This window comes from Actinacidiphila alni, assembly GCF_900112845.1.
Lineage (GTDB): Bacteria > Actinomycetota > Actinomycetes > Streptomycetales > Streptomycetaceae > Actinacidiphila > Actinacidiphila alni.
On record NZ_FONG01000006.1, the window covers coordinates 1 to 16,653 of the forward strand.

The 16,653-nt window shown below is 71.8% G+C and carries 17 protein-coding genes and 1 pseudogene; 14 read left to right on the plus strand and 4 right to left on the minus strand.

From position 1 onward, the window contains the following. The 4 genes from BM076_RS11710 to BM076_RS11725 all read left to right on the plus strand — a co-directional run. Nucleotides 1–203 (plus strand): LUD domain-containing protein (locus tag BM076_RS11710; protein ID WP_177246416.1); only part of this gene is annotated, 203 nt, incomplete at its 5' end. Between the two features lie 157 nt (nucleotides 204–360). After that, on the plus strand, nucleotides 361–1,203 hold the full coding sequence (gene modA, locus BM076_RS11715; protein ID WP_093713411.1) for a molybdate ABC transporter substrate-binding protein: 843 nt from the start codon (nucleotides 361–363) through the stop codon (nucleotides 1,201–1,203). A gap of 32 nt (nucleotides 1,204–1,235) precedes the next feature. Beyond that, nucleotides 1,236–2,063, plus strand: coding sequence for an ABC transporter permease (locus BM076_RS11720; protein ID WP_093713644.1), 828 nt, complete (start codon nucleotides 1,236–1,238; stop codon nucleotides 2,061–2,063). Beyond that, nucleotides 2,060–3,169, plus strand: a complete 1,110-nt coding sequence (locus tag BM076_RS11725) for an ABC transporter ATP-binding protein (RefSeq protein ID WP_093713412.1) — start codon at nucleotides 2,060–2,062, stop codon at nucleotides 3,167–3,169. The genes BM076_RS11720 and BM076_RS11725 overlap by 4 nt, the downstream gene beginning before the upstream one ends. On the opposite strand, the gene BM076_RS11730 is transcribed toward BM076_RS11725, so the two are convergent. Then, entirely contained in the window at nucleotides 3,135–3,416 is a 282-nt protein-coding gene (locus BM076_RS11730) for a sigma factor (protein WP_093713413.1), read from the minus strand. The two genes, BM076_RS11725 and BM076_RS11730, sit on opposite strands and share 35 nt — an antisense overlap. Nucleotides 3,417–3,569: 153 nt before the next feature. Then, entirely contained in the window at nucleotides 3,570–4,817 is a 1,248-nt protein-coding gene (locus BM076_RS11735) for a ThuA domain-containing protein (RefSeq protein ID WP_093713414.1), read from the minus strand. Nucleotides 4,818–5,123: 306 nt separating this feature from the next. Here BM076_RS11735 and BM076_RS11740 point away from each other — a divergent pair. From BM076_RS11740 to BM076_RS11745, 3 genes and pseudogenes are all read left to right on the plus strand, one after another. Then, nucleotides 5,124–6,338 (plus strand): annotated as a pseudogene (locus BM076_RS11740) (alginate lyase family protein); the annotation flags it as partial. 3 nt (nucleotides 6,339–6,341) lie between these two features. Further along, entirely contained in the window at nucleotides 6,342–6,761 is a 420-nt protein-coding gene (locus BM076_RS37425) for a ricin-type beta-trefoil lectin domain protein (protein WP_322935259.1), read from the plus strand. 253 nt (nucleotides 6,762–7,014) lie between these two features. After that, complete coding sequence (locus tag BM076_RS11745; RefSeq protein WP_093713415.1) at nucleotides 7,015–7,452, plus strand: VOC family protein; 438 nt, start codon at nucleotides 7,015–7,017, stop codon at nucleotides 7,450–7,452. On the opposite strand, the gene BM076_RS11750 is transcribed toward BM076_RS11745, so the two are convergent. Both BM076_RS11750 and BM076_RS11755 read right to left on the minus strand, forming a co-directional pair. Then, a complete protein-coding gene (locus tag BM076_RS11750; protein WP_093713416.1) occupies nucleotides 7,439–8,158 on the minus strand; it encodes a helix-turn-helix domain-containing protein in 720 nt (239 codons plus the stop codon). The genes BM076_RS11745 and BM076_RS11750 overlap by 14 nt on opposite strands. Nucleotides 8,159–8,198: 40 nt before the next feature. Beyond that, nucleotides 8,199–9,473, minus strand: a complete 1,275-nt coding sequence (locus BM076_RS11755) for a YihY/virulence factor BrkB family protein (RefSeq protein ID WP_093713417.1) — start codon at nucleotides 9,471–9,473, stop codon at nucleotides 8,199–8,201. An 18-nt stretch (nucleotides 9,474–9,491) separates the two neighbouring features. Between BM076_RS11755 and BM076_RS11760 the strand changes: the two genes are divergently transcribed. From BM076_RS11760 to BM076_RS11785, 7 genes are all read left to right on the plus strand, one after another. Next, nucleotides 9,492–11,129: an acyl-CoA dehydrogenase family protein gene (locus tag BM076_RS11760; protein ID WP_093713418.1), complete on the plus strand. Its 1,638-nt coding sequence runs from the start codon at nucleotides 9,492–9,494 to the stop codon at nucleotides 11,127–11,129. Between the two features lie 637 nt (nucleotides 11,130–11,766). Next, nucleotides 11,767–13,005 carry a GAF domain-containing protein gene (locus BM076_RS11765; protein WP_093713645.1) on the plus strand — a complete coding sequence of 413 codons (1,239 nt, stop codon included), beginning with the start codon at nucleotides 11,767–11,769 and terminating at the stop codon, nucleotides 13,003–13,005. Between the two features lie 52 nt (nucleotides 13,006–13,057). Then, a complete protein-coding gene (locus BM076_RS11770) occupies nucleotides 13,058–13,675 on the plus strand; it encodes a GNAT family N-acetyltransferase (RefSeq protein ID WP_093713419.1) in 618 nt (205 codons plus the stop codon). 92 nt (nucleotides 13,676–13,767) lie between these two features. After that, nucleotides 13,768–13,851, plus strand: coding sequence for a putative leader peptide (locus BM076_RS38165; RefSeq protein WP_322935262.1), 84 nt, complete (start codon nucleotides 13,768–13,770; stop codon nucleotides 13,849–13,851). Between the two features lie 154 nt (nucleotides 13,852–14,005). After that, the gene (locus BM076_RS11775; protein ID WP_093713420.1) at nucleotides 14,006–15,730 is read left to right on the plus strand and encodes a nitrite/sulfite reductase; all 1,725 of its coding nucleotides are present in this window, start codon (nucleotides 14,006–14,008) and stop codon (nucleotides 15,728–15,730) included. Next, entirely contained in the window at nucleotides 15,727–15,906 is a 180-nt protein-coding gene (locus tag BM076_RS37430; RefSeq protein WP_093713646.1) for a hypothetical protein, read from the plus strand. The genes BM076_RS11775 and BM076_RS37430 overlap by 4 nt, the downstream gene beginning before the upstream one ends. Continuing rightward, on the plus strand, nucleotides 15,903–16,607 hold the full coding sequence (locus BM076_RS11785; RefSeq protein WP_245795994.1) for a phosphoadenylyl-sulfate reductase: 705 nt from the start codon (nucleotides 15,903–15,905) through the stop codon (nucleotides 16,605–16,607). Before BM076_RS37430 ends, BM076_RS11785 begins: the two co-directional genes overlap by 4 nt. Nucleotides 16,608–16,653: the final 46 nt, after the last annotated feature.

Sequence of the window (16,653 nt, forward strand, 5' to 3'; positions counted from 1 at the left end):
TCACCCTCGTCCCCGACCACCACATCTGCGTCATCCACACCCCCGACCAGATCGTCGACTCCGTCCCCCAAGCACTCCCCCGCCTCACCCCCCACCACCCACAAACCTGGATCTCCGGACCCTCCGCCACCAGCGACATCGAACTCGACCGCGTCGAAGGCGTCCACGGCCCCCGCACCCTCGACGTCATCCTCGTGGAGTGACGGCTGCCTTTGTGTGATCGCACAAGCCAAGCGAGTGGCGGAATCGTATGGCTTATGCAATGTGACAGGAGACTTACTCCTCGCAGATGCGTCACTATGATCGTCACATCGACCTCGTGACATTCACCTTGTGCGCGGCAGAGAGAGAGTTCCCGTGATGATCCGTACCGAACGGCGCCGCACCCTGGTGGCGGCCGTCGGCGCCGCCGCCGTCCTGCTGACGCTCAGTGCCTGTTCCTCCGACTCGGACAAGAAGGACGACGCGTCGTCCTCCGCCTCCTCGTCGCCGTCCGCGTCGGCGTCGGCCTCGGCGACGCCGAAGATCACCGGCTCGGTGACCGTCTTCGCGGCCGCGTCGCTGAAGGAGAGCTTCACGACGCTCGGCAAGCAGTTCGAGGCCGCGTATCCGGGTACGAAGGTGACGTTCAACTTCGGCGGCAGCGACGTCCTCGCCGCGAGCATCACCTCCGGCGCGCCCGCCGATGTCTTCGCGGCGGCCAGCACGAAGACGATGAAGATCGTCACGGACGCCGGTGACGCGGCGGGCACGCCCGCGACCTTTGTGCGCAACCAGCTGGAGATCGCGACGCTGCCCGGCAACCCGGACAAGATCGCGTCGCTGAAGGACCTCACGAAGTCCGGTCTGAAGGTCGCGCTGTGCGCGAAGACGGTGCCGTGCGGGGCCGCCGCGCAGACCGCGCTGACCGCGAGCGATCTCAAGCTCACCCCGGTCAGCTACGAGCAGGACGTCAAGGCCGCGCTGACGAAGGTGGAGCTGAAGGAGGTCGACGCGGCGGTGGTGTACAAGACGGACGTGAACGCGGCCGGCGGTAAGGTCCAGGGTGTGGACTTCCCCGAGTCGGCCAAGGCGATCAACACGTATCCGATCGCGACGCTGAAGGACGCGCCGAACGCGACGGCGGCGCAGGCGTTCGTCGCGTTGGTGCAGTCGGCCGAGGGCCAGAAGGTGCTCACCGGGGCGGGCTTCCTCCAGCCGTGACCGGGTCGAGTCGGCCGTCCGCCGCGGCCGGGCTGCCGGAGTTTCCGGACGCCCGGCCGCGGCGGCGTTTGGCCGGGGGCCGCGGCGGTGCGCCGCTGCCGCTGCTGCTGCCCGCGCTGATCGCGCTGGTCTTCCTGCTGCTGCCGCTGCTGGCGCTGCTGATCAGGGCGCCGTGGCGGAGCCTGCCGTCGCAGCTGACGAGTTCCGCGGTGTGGCAGGCGCTGCGGCTGTCGTTGCAGACCGCGACGACGGCGACGGTGGTGTCGCTGCTGTTCGGGGTGCCGCTGGCGTGGCTGCTGGCGCGCACCACGTTCCCCGGGCGCAAGCTCGTACGGGCGCTGGTGACGCTGCCGCTGGTGCTGCCGCCGGTGGTCGGCGGTGTGGCGCTGCTGCTGGCGCTCGGCCGCAACGGTGTGGTGGGGCGCTGGCTGGACTCGGCCTTCGGCATCACGCTGCCGTTCACGACGTCGGGTGTGGTGGTGGCCGAGACCTTCGTGGCGATGCCGTTCCTGGTGATCACCGTGGAGGGGACGCTGCGGGCGGCCGACGCGCGGTACGAGGAGGCGGCGGCGACCCTGGGCGCGTCCCGCTTCACCGCCTTCCGCCGGGTCACGCTGCCGATGATCGCGCCGGGGGTCGCGGCCGGCGCCGTCCTGGCGTGGGCGCGGGCGCTCGGCGAGTTCGGCGCCACGATCACCTTCGCGGGCAGCTTCCCGGGGCGGACGCAGACGATGCCGCTGGCGGTGTACCTGGCGCTCCAGGACGATCCGGCCGCGGCCATCGCGCTGAGCCTGGTGCTGCTCGCGGTGTCCGTGGCGGTGCTGGCCGGGCTGCGGGAACGCTGGACGGCCGCCGCATGACACGACTCGACAACGCCGGTCCCTCCCCCGCGGCGGGGGTGTCCGACGGGCTGGACGCGCATCTGGTCCTGGACCGCGGCGCCTTCCGGCTCGATGTGCGGCTGACGGTGGCGCCGGGTGAGGTGCTGGCGCTGCTCGGGCCGAACGGCGCGGGCAAGACCACCTCGCTGCGCACACTGGCCGGCCTGACGCCGCTGACCGACGGCCATCTGCGGCTCGACGGCCGGACGCTGGAGGAACCCGCGCTGCGGCGGCGGGTGCCGACCGAGGACCGGCCGGTCGGCGTGATCTTCCAGGACTATCTGCTGTTCCCGCATCTGACCGCGCTGGACAATGTGGCGTTCGGGCCGCGCTGCCACGGTGTGCCGAAGGCGGACGCGCGGGCGCGGGCCGCGGAGCTGCTGGCGCGGATGGGGCTGACCGACCACGCGGGCGTCAAACCGCGCAGGCTGTCCGGCGGGCAGGCCCAACGGGTCGCACTGGCACGGGCGTTGGCGACCGGCCCGCGACTGCTGCTGCTCGACGAGCCGCTGGCGGCGCTGGACGCCCGCGCGCGGCTGGACGTACGGGCCGAACTGCGCCGTCATCTGGCCGCGTTCGAGGCGGTGGCGGTGCTGGTGACGCACGATCCGCTGGACGCGATGGTGCTGGCGGACCGGCTGGTGGTGATCGAGCACGGCCGGGTGGTGCAGGAGGGCACACCGGCCGAGATCGCGCGGCGCCCGCGTACCGACTACATCGCCCGGCTGGTGGGGCTCAATCTCTACCAGGGCGAGGCCGACGGGCACGCGGTCACGCTCGGCCACGGGGTGACGGTGACCACCACGGAACGGCTGACCGGACCGGCCTTCGTCGCCTTCCCGCCGAGCGCCGTCACGCTCTCGCCGGACCGGCCGGACTCCAGCGCGCGCAACGCCTGGCGGGCCGCGATCACCGGCCTGGAGTCGCACGGCGACCAGATCAGGGTCGCGCTCACCGGGCTCGCCGACGGCATGCCGCTGACCGCCGATCTGACGGCGGTCTCGGTCGCCGAACTCGGCCTGCACGAGGGCGCGCAGGTGTGGGCGACGGTCAAGGCCGCCCAGACGCACGCCTACCCGGCGTGAGGTCCTGCGGCTCGACCGGGGACCCGGTGGTCCTGACGGCCAGCAGATTGCGCGCGATGGTCAGCAGATAGGCCCGTACGGTGGCGCTGCCCGGTTCGATCCGGCCCAGGTGCAGCCAGGCCCGCAGCAGTGTCTCGTGGGCCACGTCCTCGGCCTGTGCCCGGTCGTGTCCCTGGCCGAGCGCGAAGGCCACCAGCATGTCGAAATGCTCGGTGCGCAGTCCCGCCTCGCGTTCCTCCGGTGTCACCGGTCGCCCTCCCTCCCCTGGGGCGTCCGGCGTGGCGCCCCCTGTGCGGGTAGGTACGTCGGCGGTGCGCCGCGCGTTCACCCGCTCCGTGAGAATGCGACAAGCGGTGCCCGGGCGAAACCCCGGGCACCGCTTTCGTTCATCCGGATCGGGTCAACTCGGCAGATTCCACTGCTGATTCGCGCCGCTGCCGCAGGTCCAGATCTGCAGCCGGGTGCCGTTGGCGCTGCTCGGTCCCGTCGCGTCGAGGCACTTTCCGGAGCCGGCGTTCACCAGGGTGCTGCCGCTGCGCGTCCACTTCTGGGCGTTGCTGCCGTTGCAGTCGTACAGCTGCACCTTGGTGCCGTTGGCGGTGCCGGCGGCGGTGACGTCCATGCACTTGCCGAGCGCCTTCAGGGTGCCGTCGGAACCGACCGTCCAGTTCTGGGCGTTGGTGCCGTTGCAGTCGTAGAGCTGGACGGCGGTGCCGTTGGCGCTGTTGGCGCCGGCGATGTCCACGCACTTGCCGCCGTAGCCGGTGATCGCGCCGGTCGGGCTGCCGGAGGGCGGGGTGACCGGGCCGCTCTGTCCCGCCGCCCAGCGGATCTCCTGGATCAGCAGCTGATTCTGCTGGGCGCTGGCGAAGGTGGAGGACAGCGCGGTGTTGGTGTCGTAGTTCATCGCGTTGTGCCCGAAGTTGTTGTAGACCATTCTGTAGTTCTTGTTGGTCCACACGATCGGGTAATAGCCGCTGTACCAGGTCTGGTTGGGGTCGGTCCCGATCGGGAAGGTCGACTGGTCCATCGACGCCAGGATGTCGATGTTGGGGTTCTGCCGCAGGTCGTTCTGCCAGCTGTACCACTCGCTGACCGACGAGGCGATCGTGCCGGGCAGGCCCGCGGTGGCCGGGTGGTTCGGGTCCTCGATCTTCAGCGTCTCGGCGGTCGGGCCCCAGCTGTTGGACTTGAAGGTGCCGGTGCCGAGGAAGGTCTGGTGGTACCAGGACCAGCCGTTGGACGACGCGTCGTTGTAGGCCGCGACATGGAAGCCGATCCAGCCGCCGCCGTTGTTCATATAGGTCTGGAAGGCACTCTGCTGGGCTGCTGTGGACGGGTAGTTGTCCAGGAACATCACGACCTTGTACTGGGCCAGATTCGCGGCGTTGAGCTGGCTCCAGTCGTTGGTCGAGGTGTACGAGAAGCCGTACTCGGCGGCGTGCTGCGGGAACCATGCGTTCGCTTCATGGACGAAGCTGATGTGCGCCGCGTCGTACGTGCCGTCGTAGAAGGCGAGCACCTTGAAGTCGGGTGCCGCGTGCGCGGAGTGGGCGGGGGCCGCCTGGAACCCGAGCACCACGGCGAACAGTGCGAACAGTCTCAACAGGGTGCGTGACCAGGGTATTTGCCGGTGGGAACTGACCATGTGGAGGACCTTCCTCGTGCGCGACGGTGGGGACGTGCGCCTGTACCGAGGATTGAATGGTCCGGACTATGTTCATGTCAATGACCTGTGATCGGCTCCTTGACCTTGTAACAGCATGGAACACATGCTGAACCGATTGACGTTCATCTCCTTGACCCAAGGCATGCCTCAGCCCTTGACTCAGGGGCCCCGCACCGCGATCCTTCCGAACCAAAGGACAGGAAGTTTTCCTGTCCGGCACCACTGCGTACCTCCCCCGTACCACCGTCGCGCACTCCCCCTGCCCGCGGTCCACAGGAGCCCCCCATGCGCAGCTTCCTCCGGAGCGGACTCGCTCTGCTGGCCACCACCGCGGCGGCGGCCGTCACCGCGCTGGCCGTCCCCGGTTCGGCCCCGGCCGCCTCCCCCGCCACCGCACCGGCCGCCGTGTCCGCCGCGGCCCCCACCTCCTTCGTCCACCCCGGTGTGCTGGTCAGCCGCTCCCAACTCGACTACGTACGCGCCAAGGTGCAGGCCGGCGCCGCGCCCTGGGCGGCCGCGAACTCCCAGATGATGGCCAGCTCCTACGCGTCGCTGTCGCGCGTCCCCAAGCCGCGGGCGAATGTCGAGTGCGGCTCGTACTCCAACCCCAACAACGGCTGCACGGACGAGCGCGAGGACGCGATCGCCGCGTACACCGACGCGCTCGCCTGGTACATCACGGGGAACGCGGCGTACGCGCAGGAGTCGATCAGGCTGATGGACGCCTGGTCGGCGACGATCACGCAGCACACCAACAGCAACGCGCCGCTCCAGACCGGCTGGGCGGGCTCGGTGTGGCCGCGGGCGGCGGAGATCATCCGCTACACGTACTCCAGTTGGCCCAACCAGGCGCGCTTCGGCACGATGCTGCGCAACGTCTATCTACCCGAGGTCATCAACGGCTCCAACAGCAACGGCAATTGGGAGCTGACGATGATGGAGGCCGCGGTCGGCATCTCCATCTACCTCGACGACACCGTCTCGTACGGCAAGGCGATCACCCGCTACCTGAACCGGGTGCCCGCCTACGTCTACCTCAGCTCGGACGGCGCGCTGCCGAAGACCGTGCCGGGCAGCGGTCTCACCACCGCGGCGCAGATCATCAACTACTGGCAGGGGCAGTCCACTTTCGTGGACGGCCTGACGCAGGAGACCTGCCGGGACTTCACCCACACCGGCTACGGCATCGCGTCGATCTCCGACATCGCCGAGACCGCGTACATCCAGGGCCAGGACCTCTACCCCCAGGTCGGCCCGCGCCTCCAGCAGGCGCTCGGCTTCCAGTCGACGTACGAACTGGGCACGGCCCCGCCGTCCTGGCTGTGCGGCGGGCACCTGACGCTGGGGCTCGGCCCGGTCACCGAGATCGGCTTCAATGCGCTGCACAATCGGCAGGGCATCGCGATGACCCACACCCAGACGCTCACCGAGTCGCGGCGCCCGGCCGGCACCAACAACCTCTTCGTGGCCTGGGAGACGCTGACCAACGCCGACAACCCCGATGTGGCGCCCGGCGGTTCGACCCCGCCGGCCGGCGGCGGCACCGGTCCCGTCACCGGCATCGGCGGCAAGTGCGTGGACGTCGCGGGCGCGAGCAGCGCCAACGGCACGGCGGTCCAGCTCTACGACTGCAACGGCACGGGCGCCCAGAGCTGGACGGCCGGCTCCGACAGCACGCTGAAGGCGCTCGGCAAGTGCCTGGACGTGACGGCGGCCGGCACCGCCAACGGCACCCTCACCCAGCTCTACGACTGCAACGGCACCGGCTCACAGGTGTGGCAGCCGGGCGCGAACCACTCCTTGGTGAACCCGCAGTCCGGCAAGTGCCTGGACGCGACGGGGAACACCTCGGCCAACGGCACCCGGCTGCAGATCTGGACCTGCACCGGGGCCGCCAACCAGTCCTGGAATCTGCCGGGTTGAGCATGCGGCAGCAGAAGTGCGGTGCCACAAGCGCGATGCCGGGCGTGCGGCAACGGACGTGCGATACCGGGCGTGCGGTGACAGACGTGCGGTGACGCGAGCGCGGTGACCACGGACCGCGCCGCCGCGGGGAATGGTGCGCCCCCGCGGCGGCGCACGCCACTCCGGCTGGGGGCCGGGGGGCCGCGGGCCGGGCGCCGGGTGTCCGATTCGTTCAAGACACCCGGCGCCCGGCCCGCCTAGCGTGCTGCGTATGACCGCACACACCGCACCGCCCGCACCCCGTCTCGATCTGATCGGCCTCGTCGTCGCCGACATGGCCGCCTCGCTCGCCTTCTACCGCCGGCTCGGCCTCGACCTGCCGCCGGAGGCCGACAAGGAGCCGCACGTGGAGACCGTGCTCCCCGGCGGTCCGCGGCTGGCGTGGGACACCGTGGAGACCGTCCGTTCCTTCGACCCGGGCTGGTCGCCCGCGACCGGCTCCCGGATCTCCCTCGCCTTCGACTGCGGGACACCCGAAGGGGTGAACGCGCGGTACGCCGAGCTGACGGGCGCCGGGTACCAGGGGCATCTGGCGCCGTGGGACGCCTTCTGGGGCCAGCGGTACGCCGTCGTGCACGACCCGGACGGCAACGGCGTCGACCTCTTCGCCGCCGCGCCCGGCGCTGCGGCAGGTCCTACCGCCGGGTGACCGGAGCCTCGGCCGAAGGCGCGGGCGGCGGGGCCACCAGCCGCCCGAGCGGCACCCCGGCGAGCGCCTTCACCTCGCGGGACAGATGGGCCTGGTCGGCGTAGCCCGCGCGCACCGCGACGTCCGCGAAAGCGGTGCCGCAGCGGGCCAGTTCCAGGGCCCGCTGCATCCGCAGCACCCGGCCCAGCGTCTTCGGGCCGTAGCCGAAGGCGGCCTCGCAGCGCCGCCGCAACTGCCGCTCGCCGAGCCCCGTCCCGGCCGCGATGCCGGCCACCGGGCGGCCCGCCGCCAGTTCGCGGGCGACCACGAAGGGCAGCCGGTCCACCGGCCCGGCCGTACCGGTCCGCGCGACCACCCACGCCTCCAGGACGGCCGCCGCGTCGGTGCCGTCGACCCGGTCCGCGAGCCGTCCGGCGCGCGCGGCGGGCCACAGCGCGTCCAGCGGCACCCGCTGGTCGCGCAGTTCACGGGCGGGCACGCCCAGCATCAGCGGTCCGAGCCCGGGCGCGAACCGCAGTCCCGCGTACGAGCCGCCCGGCGGGTCGTCGGCCAGGTACGCGCGGGTATCGGGGCCCGCGATCAGCAGCCGGCCGTCGTGCCAGATGAGGTCCATGCAGCCGTCGGGCAGCACCCGGTAGGAACCGCCGCCGTTCACGCGGGTCCACAGGGTGACGCCGGGCACCGCGGCGGCACGTTCCTCGTACATGCCTCCATGGTGCACCGGCGGCGCCGGGCAAGGGACGCCGTCAGAAGCCGCCGTCGAGGTCCGACGGCCGGTGCGGGGGCCTGACCGGGGGTGGCAGGGGCGGCACGGCCGGCGGTGCCACGGGCCGCGGCGGGGCGGGCTGCGACGGGGGCCGGGTCGGCGGCACCACCGGGGTGATCGGCTGCCCCGCCGCCGGGCGGCGCAGGCCGCGCAGCCGGGCGCGTACGTCGCGGTGCGGCAGGAATTCCGCCCACCGCTCCGGGTACTCCGACGGCGGGTCGTCCTCGTCGGCGCCGTCGTCGTCCTTGGCGTGCCGGGCCCTGCGGGCGGCGGCCTGCGCGACGACCTCGGCGGCGGCGGCCTCCCGGCGTCTGGCGTTCTCCTCGCGGGCGGCGGCGGTGGCCAGCGACGGCCACACCCGGTCGACGGCCGCGTTGACCGCCGCGCCGACCAGGACGGCGAAGGCGGAGACACCGATCCACAGCAGGACGGCCACGGGCGCGGCCAGCGAGCCGTAGATCGTCGGGCCCTCCACCGCGTGCGTGAGGTAGATCCGCAGCACGAAACTGCCGACCACCCACATCAGCAGCGCGACCAGCGCCCCCGGCACGTCCTCGTACCAGGGCGAACGCACCGGCACCGACACGTGGTAGAGCGTGGTGAGGAAGGCGATCGAGGAGAACAGCACGACCGGCCAGTACAGGACCTGAATGGCGCCCTGGCCGCCGGGCAGCACGTCGACCACCGCGTCCGGGCCCGCCACCACCAGCGGCAGCACGGCCGCGCCGAGGATCAGCGCGACGACGTAGAGCACCAGCGACATCAGCCGGGTCTTGACGATGCCGCGGCGGCCCTCCAGGCCGTACATGATCGTGATGGTGTCCACGAAGACGTTCACCGCGCGCGAGCCCGACCACAGGGCGATCAGGAAGCCGAGCGAGATCAGGTCCGGGCGGCGGCCGTGGAAGACGTCGTCGACCAGGGGTTTCACCAGCTGGTTGACGCCCTTGTCGGACAGCACGGTCGCGGACGCGGTGAGGATGTTGTGACGGATGTGGTCGATGGTGTCCAGGCCGACGACCGTGTCCACATAGCCGAGCGCGCCGACCAGGCCGAGCAGCAGCGGCGGCAGCGACAGCAGGACGAAGAAGGCCGCCTCGGCGGCCAGGCCGGTCACCCGGTACTCCATGCAGGAGTTGACGGTGTCCTTCAGCAGCAGCCAGCCGACCTTGCGCTTGGAGACGTTGCGATAGACCGCCCGAGCCCGGCGCCAGCGGCTCGGGCGACGGTGGCCTCTTTCTTCGGCTGCTTGCACCCCCTTACGTTAGCTGCCATGAGCACCCTCACTCACACGGTGACCAACCAGGCTCCGCCGCTGGTCGGCCACGACGTCTACCGCACCGACAGCGCCCTCACCGAGGCCGTGGCCCGGCACGCCGATCCGGCCCGGCTGGCGGAGATCACCGACGAGCTGAGCGAGCTGGGCCGGGCCGCCGGATCGGCCCAGGCGCAGCGCTGGGGCGAGGAGGCGAACACGTACTCCCCCGTGCTGCGCACCCACGACCGCTACGGCAACCGGATCGACGAGGTGGACTTCCACCCCTCCTACCACCGGCTGCTCGGCCACGCGGTCTCCGCCGGGCTCACCGACGCCTGGTCGCGGCCCGACGGGCACCTGCGGCGGGCCGCCGGATTCCTGGTCTGGTCGCAGACCGACGCCGGGCACGGCTGCCCCGTCTCGATGACGCACGCCGCCGTGCCCGCGCTGCGCACCGACCCGGCACTCGCCGCCGAGTGGGAGCCGCGGCTCGGCTCCCGGGTCTACGAGCCGCGACTGCTGCCGCCCGGCGAGAAGACGGGCGCACTGTTCGGGATGGGCATGACCGAGAAGCAGGGCGGCTCCGACGTCCGGGCCAACACCACGCACGCGGAACCCCTCGCCGAGGAGGGCACGTACACGCTCACCGGGCACAAGTGGTTCTGCTCGGCGCCCATGTCGGACGGCTTCCTGGTCCTCGCCCAGGCTCCCGGGGGACTCACCTGCTTCCTGCTGCCGCGCGTCCTGCCCGACGGCACCCGCAACGTCTTCGCGATCCAGCGGCTGAAGGACAAGCTCGGCAACCGCTCCAACGCCTCCTCCGAGGTCGAGTTCAGCGGTACGTGGGCGCGACGGGTCGGTGACGAGGGGCGCGGGGTCGCCACCATCATCGAGATGGTCGCGGCGACCCGGCTGGACTGCTCGCTCGGCTCGGCCGCCCTGATGCGGCAGGCCGTCGCCCAGGCCGTGCACCACGCCACCCACCGCAGCGCGTTCGGCGGCCCCCTCGTCGACAAGCCCCTCATGCGCAACGTCCTGGCCGACCTCGCCCTGGAGTCCGAGGCGGCCACCACCACCGCGCTGCGGCTGGCCGCCGCCTGCGACGCCGACACCGAGCAGGAACGGCACCTGCGGCGGCTCGCCGTCGCGGTCACCAAATTCTGGGTCACCAAGCGCTGCCCCGCGGTCGCCGCCGAAGCCCTCGAATGCCTGGGCGGCAACGGCTACGTCGAGGAATCGGGCATGCCGCGGATCTTCCGCGAGTCCCCGCTCAACTCCGTCTGGGAGGGCTCGGGCAACGTCCAGGCCCTCGACGTCCTGCGCGTCCTCCAGCGCGAGCCCCTCGCCCTCAACGCCTTCCTCACCGAACTCGGCCTCGCCCGCGGCGCCGACCACCGCCTCGACGCCGCCGTCAAGGACCTGCTCACCGAACTCGCCGACCTCGACGCCATCGAGACCCGCGCCCGCCGCGTCGTGGAACGCATGGCCCTCGTCCTCCAGGGCACCCTCCTGGTCCGCTTCGCACCCCCCGCCGTCGCCGACGCCTTCTGCGCCTCCCGCCTGGGCGGCGACTGGGGCGCCACGTTCGGCACTCTGCCCGCGGGCCTGGACCTGGCCACGATCGTCGACAGGGCGAGGCCGATAGACCGCTGACCCGAGCCGGTGGGTGACGACTGCGTCGTGCGGCAGGCCGGTGTAGCCGGCGAGCCAAAGGCGGCGCCGGTGTCGAAAGGGAGAACGCGCACAGGCCCCCGAGGAACGAGGGGGGCGAGCACGATCGACCGTCGACACCGGATCTAAGCCGCCGGAGGCGAGAAGGCGGCAAAAAAAAGGGGCAGTTACGGCGCCCCCACGGAAACCGGCGCCCGATCACGGCACGCCGTCACCAGTCACGCGCGTTTCACGGCGCCCGATTCCTCAAAAAATAACGGCGCGGCAGCAGAAAGGTTTCCGCCGCCGCGCCTGCGGGGGGTGGTGCCGCGCCGACTCGGCACCACCCCCGGTCCGTCGGGCCGTCAGGCCACCCGCGGGCGCCGGGTGGGCCACCCGTGACGCCGCGTCACTCTCCGTCGAAGTCGCGTACGCTCGCAATGGTTGCAGTTCGTTGCACAACGCGTCAGCCCCTGCCGCAAGCCGTGGGCGGCCGGACGGAAAACCCGGCGGCCGGGCGCGTACGGGCGGCACCATGGGCAGCACAAGGCACAAGTACAAGCACCAGCAGCACAAGCAGAGTTCGCAGGGCGGGGGCGACGTGGCACACTTCCCGATCCAGGCCGGCCGGCCGGACGCGATGGACGTCCGCACATCGGCGCAGCTGCTCGCCACGGTCCGGGAAGCCACTCTTGCGGGTGACGTGCCGCCCAAGCCGCCGCGGCCGGTGATCGGCGCGTCGTGGCGGCGGGCGCTGCGCGGCGGCGTCGATCCGGAGACCGGTCTGCACGACGTGCCGCTGGGCACGGACGAGCTGGAGTACCGGCGGCAGTCGACCCCGCTGGGCGACGTCCTGCCGCTGCTGCGCGACGGGCTGCACTCGGTGGCGGACGGCGCGGGCCACATCATGCTGGTCACGGACCCGGAGGGCCGGGTGCTGTGGCGGGACGGCGGGCTCGCGGCCCGCAAGTCGCTGGCCGACCGGCTGGGCTTCGTCGAGGGCGCGACCTGGGCGGAGGACGTGGTCGGCACGAATGCGATCGGTACGGCGCTGGTGACGCGTTCGCCGCTCCAGGTGCACTCGGCCGAGCATTTCGTGCGCAGCCTGCACGGCTGGACGTGCGCCGCCGCGCCGCTGCACGATCCGCGCGACGGGCGGCTGCTCGGCGTGGTCAATGTGACCGGTCCGGCCGCGACCGCGCATCCGGCGAGCCTGTCGCTGGTGTCGGCGGTGGCGCAGGTCGCCGAGGGCGAGCTGCGCAGCAGGCACTGGGCGGCGGTGGAGCGGCTGCGGTCGGTGGCGGCGCCGCTGCTGGCCCGGATGGACGGCCAGGCGCTTGCGGTGGACCGCAACGGCTGGGTGGCCGCGGTCACGGGCATGGCGCCGCCGGACCGGCTGACGCTGCCGGTGGCGGTGCGGGACGGGCAGGTGTGGCTGCCGTCGCTGGGGCTGTGTTCCGTGGAGCCGCTGCCCGGCGGCTGGCTGGTGCGGGTCGGCGGCCGGGAGCGGGCGCCGGGCGCGAGCCAGGTGGTGCTGGATGTGAGCCGCCCGCGCAATTGGGCGGTGACGGTGACGGGCGCCGCGGGCAGTTGGGCGCAGCAGCTCAGCCCGCGCCACGCGGAGCTGCTGTTCGTGCTGGCAGTGCACCGCGAGGGCCGGACGGCGGCGGAGCTGGCGGGCGATCTGTTCGGCGACCCGAGCCGTACGGTCACGGTGCGCGCGGAGCTGTCCCGCCTGCGGCGCAATCTCGCGGGGGTGCTCGCGCACCGGCCGTACCGCTTCGCCGACGGGGTGGACGTCCAACTGGTGCGGCCGCACCATCCGTTGGACCTGCTGCCGCACTCGCACGCGCCCGCGGTGCTCGCGGCCCGCGTCTGACCTGGGCTCGGGCGCCCCGGGCCGGGGCGCGGCACACCCTAGGCTGGGCCGTATGAGCACGCCCGTGACCACCTGGTCCCTCGAACTGACCTCGCCCGACGAGCTGCGGCCGGCCGCCGACGCGCCCGCCGGGGCGGGGGTGCGGATCATGCGCGCGGAGGTGCCGTCGGCGGAATTCGGCCGCTTTCTGTATACGGCGGTGGGCGCGGACTGCGCGTGGCGGGACCGGCTGCCGTGGCCGCCGGAGCGGTGGCGGGCGCATCTGGAGCTGCCGGGCACCGAGGTGTGGGTGGCCTACGAGCGCGGGACGCCGGCGGGTTACGTGGAGCTGGGGGCGCAGGACGCGGGCGTGGTGGAGATCCTCTACTTCGGGCTGCTGCCGGACTTCCGCGGCCGGGGTCTCGGCGGCCGTCTGCTGTCGTTCGGTACGCGGCGGGCCTGGGACCTGGCGGACCGCTGGGAGGGGCGGGAGCCGACGAAGCGGGTGTGGGTGCACACCTGCTCGCTGGACGGGCCGTACGCGCTGGAGAACTACCGGCGGCGCGGCTTCCGGGTGTTCGACACGGTCACGGAACCGGCGGCCGGGACGGGATCGGGAGCGGCGCCTGGAACGGCATCCGGATCAGTGTCCGAAACTGCATCCGGAACGGCGGAAACGCCCGCCACGTGACCGGGGACACAGTTTCTCATTAGATGAGATGATCTGGTCCACATAGTGGATGACGGTGGACTCGCCCGAGACCCGCATGCCACGCTTTCGTCATGTCACGCACTGGAATCGCCTTGGTAGGTCGGCCGCACGTCGACTTCTGCCGCGTGTCCAGCGCCATCTGTCCGGCGGCCTGACCGTACCCGCACCGTCCCCGCCATCCCCGTCGTCGTGGATGCACGGGAGTTCCCGGCCGCCCCGCTGTGCTTGACAGCCTTGCGTTTCCCCAGGCCATAGGGTGCTTCCGCGCGTAATCGACCGTATTCGAGCCTGCCCGAAGGACGCATCGCCATGGCCTCCACGCCCGACCAGAACCGGACTCCCGCGGCCGGCGCTCCCGCCGCCGCGGCGGCCGCCCCCCGGAAGACCAGGCGCCACCGTGGTGAGGGCCAGTGGGCCAAGGGCCACTTCACTCCGCTCAACGGCAACGAGCAGACCAAGAAGGACGACGACGGTCTCAACGTACGGACACGTATTGAGACGATCTACTCCAAGGCCGGGTTCGACTCGATCGACGGCGCGGACCTGCGCGGGCGGATGCGCTGGTGGGGGCTGTACACCCAGCGCCGCCCCGGGATCCACGGCGGGCGCACCGCCATCCTGGAGCCGGAGGAGCTGGACGACCGCTACTTCATGATGCGGGTCAGGATCGACGGTGGCCGGCTGACCGTGGCCCAGCTCCGGGTGATCGGTGAGATCTCCCAGGAGTTCGCCCGCGGCACCGCCGACATCACCGACCGGCAGAACATCCAGTACCACTGGATCAGGATCGAGGACGTGCCGGAGATCTGGCGCCGCCTTGAGGAGGTGGGCCTGTCCACCACCGAGGCGTGCGGCGACACCCCGCGCACCATCCTCGGCTCGCCGGTGGCCGGCATCGCCGCGGACGAGATCATCGACGGCACCCCGGCCATCGAGGAGATCAAGACCCGCTACATCGGCAGCAAGGAATTCTCCAACCTGCCGCGCAAGTTCAAGACCGCGGTCTCCGGTTCGCCGTTGCTGGACGTGGTGCACGAGATCAACGACATCGCCTTCGTCGGTGTCGAACACCCCGAGCACGGCCCCGGTTTCGATGTGTGGGTGGGCGGCGCGCTGTCCACCAACCCGCGGCTGGGCGAACGGCTCGGCGCCTGGGTGCCGTTGGCCGAGGTGCCCGACGTGTGGGCCGGTGTGGTGGGCATCTTCCGCGACTACGGCTACCGGCGGCTGCGGTCCCGCGCGCGGCTGAAGTTCCTGCTCGCCGACTGGGGCGTCGCCGAATTCCGCCGGGTGCTCCAGGAGGAGTACCTCAAGCGGGAGTTGATCGACGGTCCGGCGCCCGAGCTGCCGCAGGCGCAGTGGCGCGACCACATCGGGGTGCACCGGCAGAACGACGGCCGTTTCTACGTCGGCTTCGCGCCCCGGGTCGGCCGGATCGACGGCACCACCTTGACGAAGATCGCCGAACTCGCCGGACAGCACGGCTCGGACCGGCTGCGCACCACTACCGACCAGAAGATGCTGGTGCTGGACGTCGAGGAGGCGCAGATCGAGGCGCTGGTCTCGGGCCTGGAGTCGCTGGACCTCCAGGTCAGGCCGTCGCCCTTCCGGCGCGGCACGATGGCCTGCACCGGCATCGAATTCTGCAAGCTGGCGATCGTGGAGACCAAGGCGCGCGGCGCCTCGCTCATCGACGAACTGGAGCGCAGGCTCCCGGACTTCGACGAGCCGGTAACCATCAACGTCAACGGCTGCCCCAACTCCTGCGCCCGTATCCAGGTCGCGGACATCGGTCTCAAGGGGCAGTTGGTCACCGACGCCGACGGCGAGCAGGTCGAGGGCTTCCAGGTGCATCTGGGCGGCAGCCTCGGCCTCACCCCGGGCTTCGGCCGCAAGGTGCGCGGCCTGAAGGTCACCGCGGCCGAACTGCCGGACTACGTCGAGCGGGTGCTGACCCGTTTCCGGGACGAGCGCACCGACGGCGAACGCTTCGCCCAGTGGGCGGCGCGCGCGTCCGAGGAGGCCCTCTCATGAGTGAGCGGGCGGCGCCCTTCTACTGCCCCTATTGCGGGGACGAGGACCTGCGTCCTTCGGAGGAAGGCCATGGCGCGTGGGAATGCCGGGCGTGCAGTCGCGCATTCACGCTGAAGTTCCTCGGGCTGCTGTCCCGGGAACGGCATGCCAACTCCCCGCATGGAGGCGCCTCGTGACCACCGCACCGCACACCGCCGAGGACTTGCGCGTACTGGCCGAGCAGGCGGGCCGCGACCTGGAGGAGGCGTCCGCGCTCGACGTGCTGCGCTGGGCGGCGGACACCTTCGGGCCGCGCTTCTGCGTCACGTCCTCGATGGAGGACGCCGTCGTGGCGCATCTCGCGTCCCGGGCGCTGCCCGGTGTGGACGTGGTGTTCCTCGACACCGGCTACCACTTCCCGGAGACCATCGGCACCCGGGACGCGGTCGCGGCCGTGATGGACGTCAACGTCATCACGATCGGCCCGCGGCAGAGCGTCGCCGAGCAGGACGCGCAGTACGGGCCGAAGCTGCACGACCGCGACCCGGACCTGTGCTGCGCGCTGCGCAAGGTCGCCCCGCTGGAGGAGGGCCTGCGCGGCTACGACGCGTGGGCGACCGGTCTGCGCCGCGACGAGTCGCCGACCCGGGCGAACACCCCGGTGGTGGCGTGGGACGCCAAGCGGCAGAAGGTCAAGATCGCCCCGATCGCGCGCTGGACGCAGGACGACGTCGAGGCGTACGTCGCCGAGCACGGGGTGCTCACCAATCCGCTACTGATGGACGGTTACGCCTCGGTGGGCTGCGCGCCCTGCACCCGCCGGGTGCTGGAGGGCGAGGACGCCCGGGCCGGCCGCTGGGCGGGCCTGGGCAAGACCGAGTGCGGGATCCACCTGTGACGAACCATCAGCGAATTGATGCCGCGCCGAGAAGTGACGCCGTGAC

Excerpts from the sequence above, each read along its gene's own strand:
- BM076_RS11725 (WP_093713412.1), top strand. The coding sequence starts at position 2,060 with ATGACACGACTCGACAACGCCGGTCCCTCCCCCGCGGCGGGGGTGTCC.
- BM076_RS11745 (WP_093713415.1), top strand. The coding sequence starts at position 7,015 with ATGACCGCACACACCGCACCGCCCGCACCCCGTCTCGATCTGATCGGC.
- modA (WP_093713411.1), top strand. The coding sequence starts at position 361 with ATGATCCGTACCGAACGGCGCCGCACCCTGGTGGCGGCCGTCGGCGCC.
- BM076_RS37430 (WP_093713646.1), top strand. The coding sequence starts at position 15,727 with ATGAGTGAGCGGGCGGCGCCCTTCTACTGCCCCTATTGCGGGGACGAG.
- BM076_RS11760 (WP_093713418.1), top strand. The coding sequence starts at position 9,492 with ATGAGCACCCTCACTCACACGGTGACCAACCAGGCTCCGCCGCTGGTC.
- BM076_RS11770 (WP_093713419.1), top strand. The coding sequence starts at position 13,058 with ATGAGCACGCCCGTGACCACCTGGTCCCTCGAACTGACCTCGCCCGAC.
- BM076_RS11765 (WP_093713645.1), top strand. The coding sequence starts at position 11,767 with ATGGACGTCCGCACATCGGCGCAGCTGCTCGCCACGGTCCGGGAAGCC.
- BM076_RS11750 (WP_093713416.1), bottom strand. The coding sequence starts at position 8,158 with ATGTACGAGGAACGTGCCGCCGCGGTGCCCGGCGTCACCCTGTGGACC.
- BM076_RS38165 (WP_322935262.1), top strand. The coding sequence starts at position 13,768 with ATGTCACGCACTGGAATCGCCTTGGTAGGTCGGCCGCACGTCGACTTC.
- BM076_RS11735 (WP_093713414.1), bottom strand. The coding sequence starts at position 4,817 with ATGGTCAGTTCCCACCGGCAAATACCCTGGTCACGCACCCTGTTGAGA.
- BM076_RS11775 (WP_093713420.1), top strand. The coding sequence starts at position 14,006 with ATGGCCTCCACGCCCGACCAGAACCGGACTCCCGCGGCCGGCGCTCCC.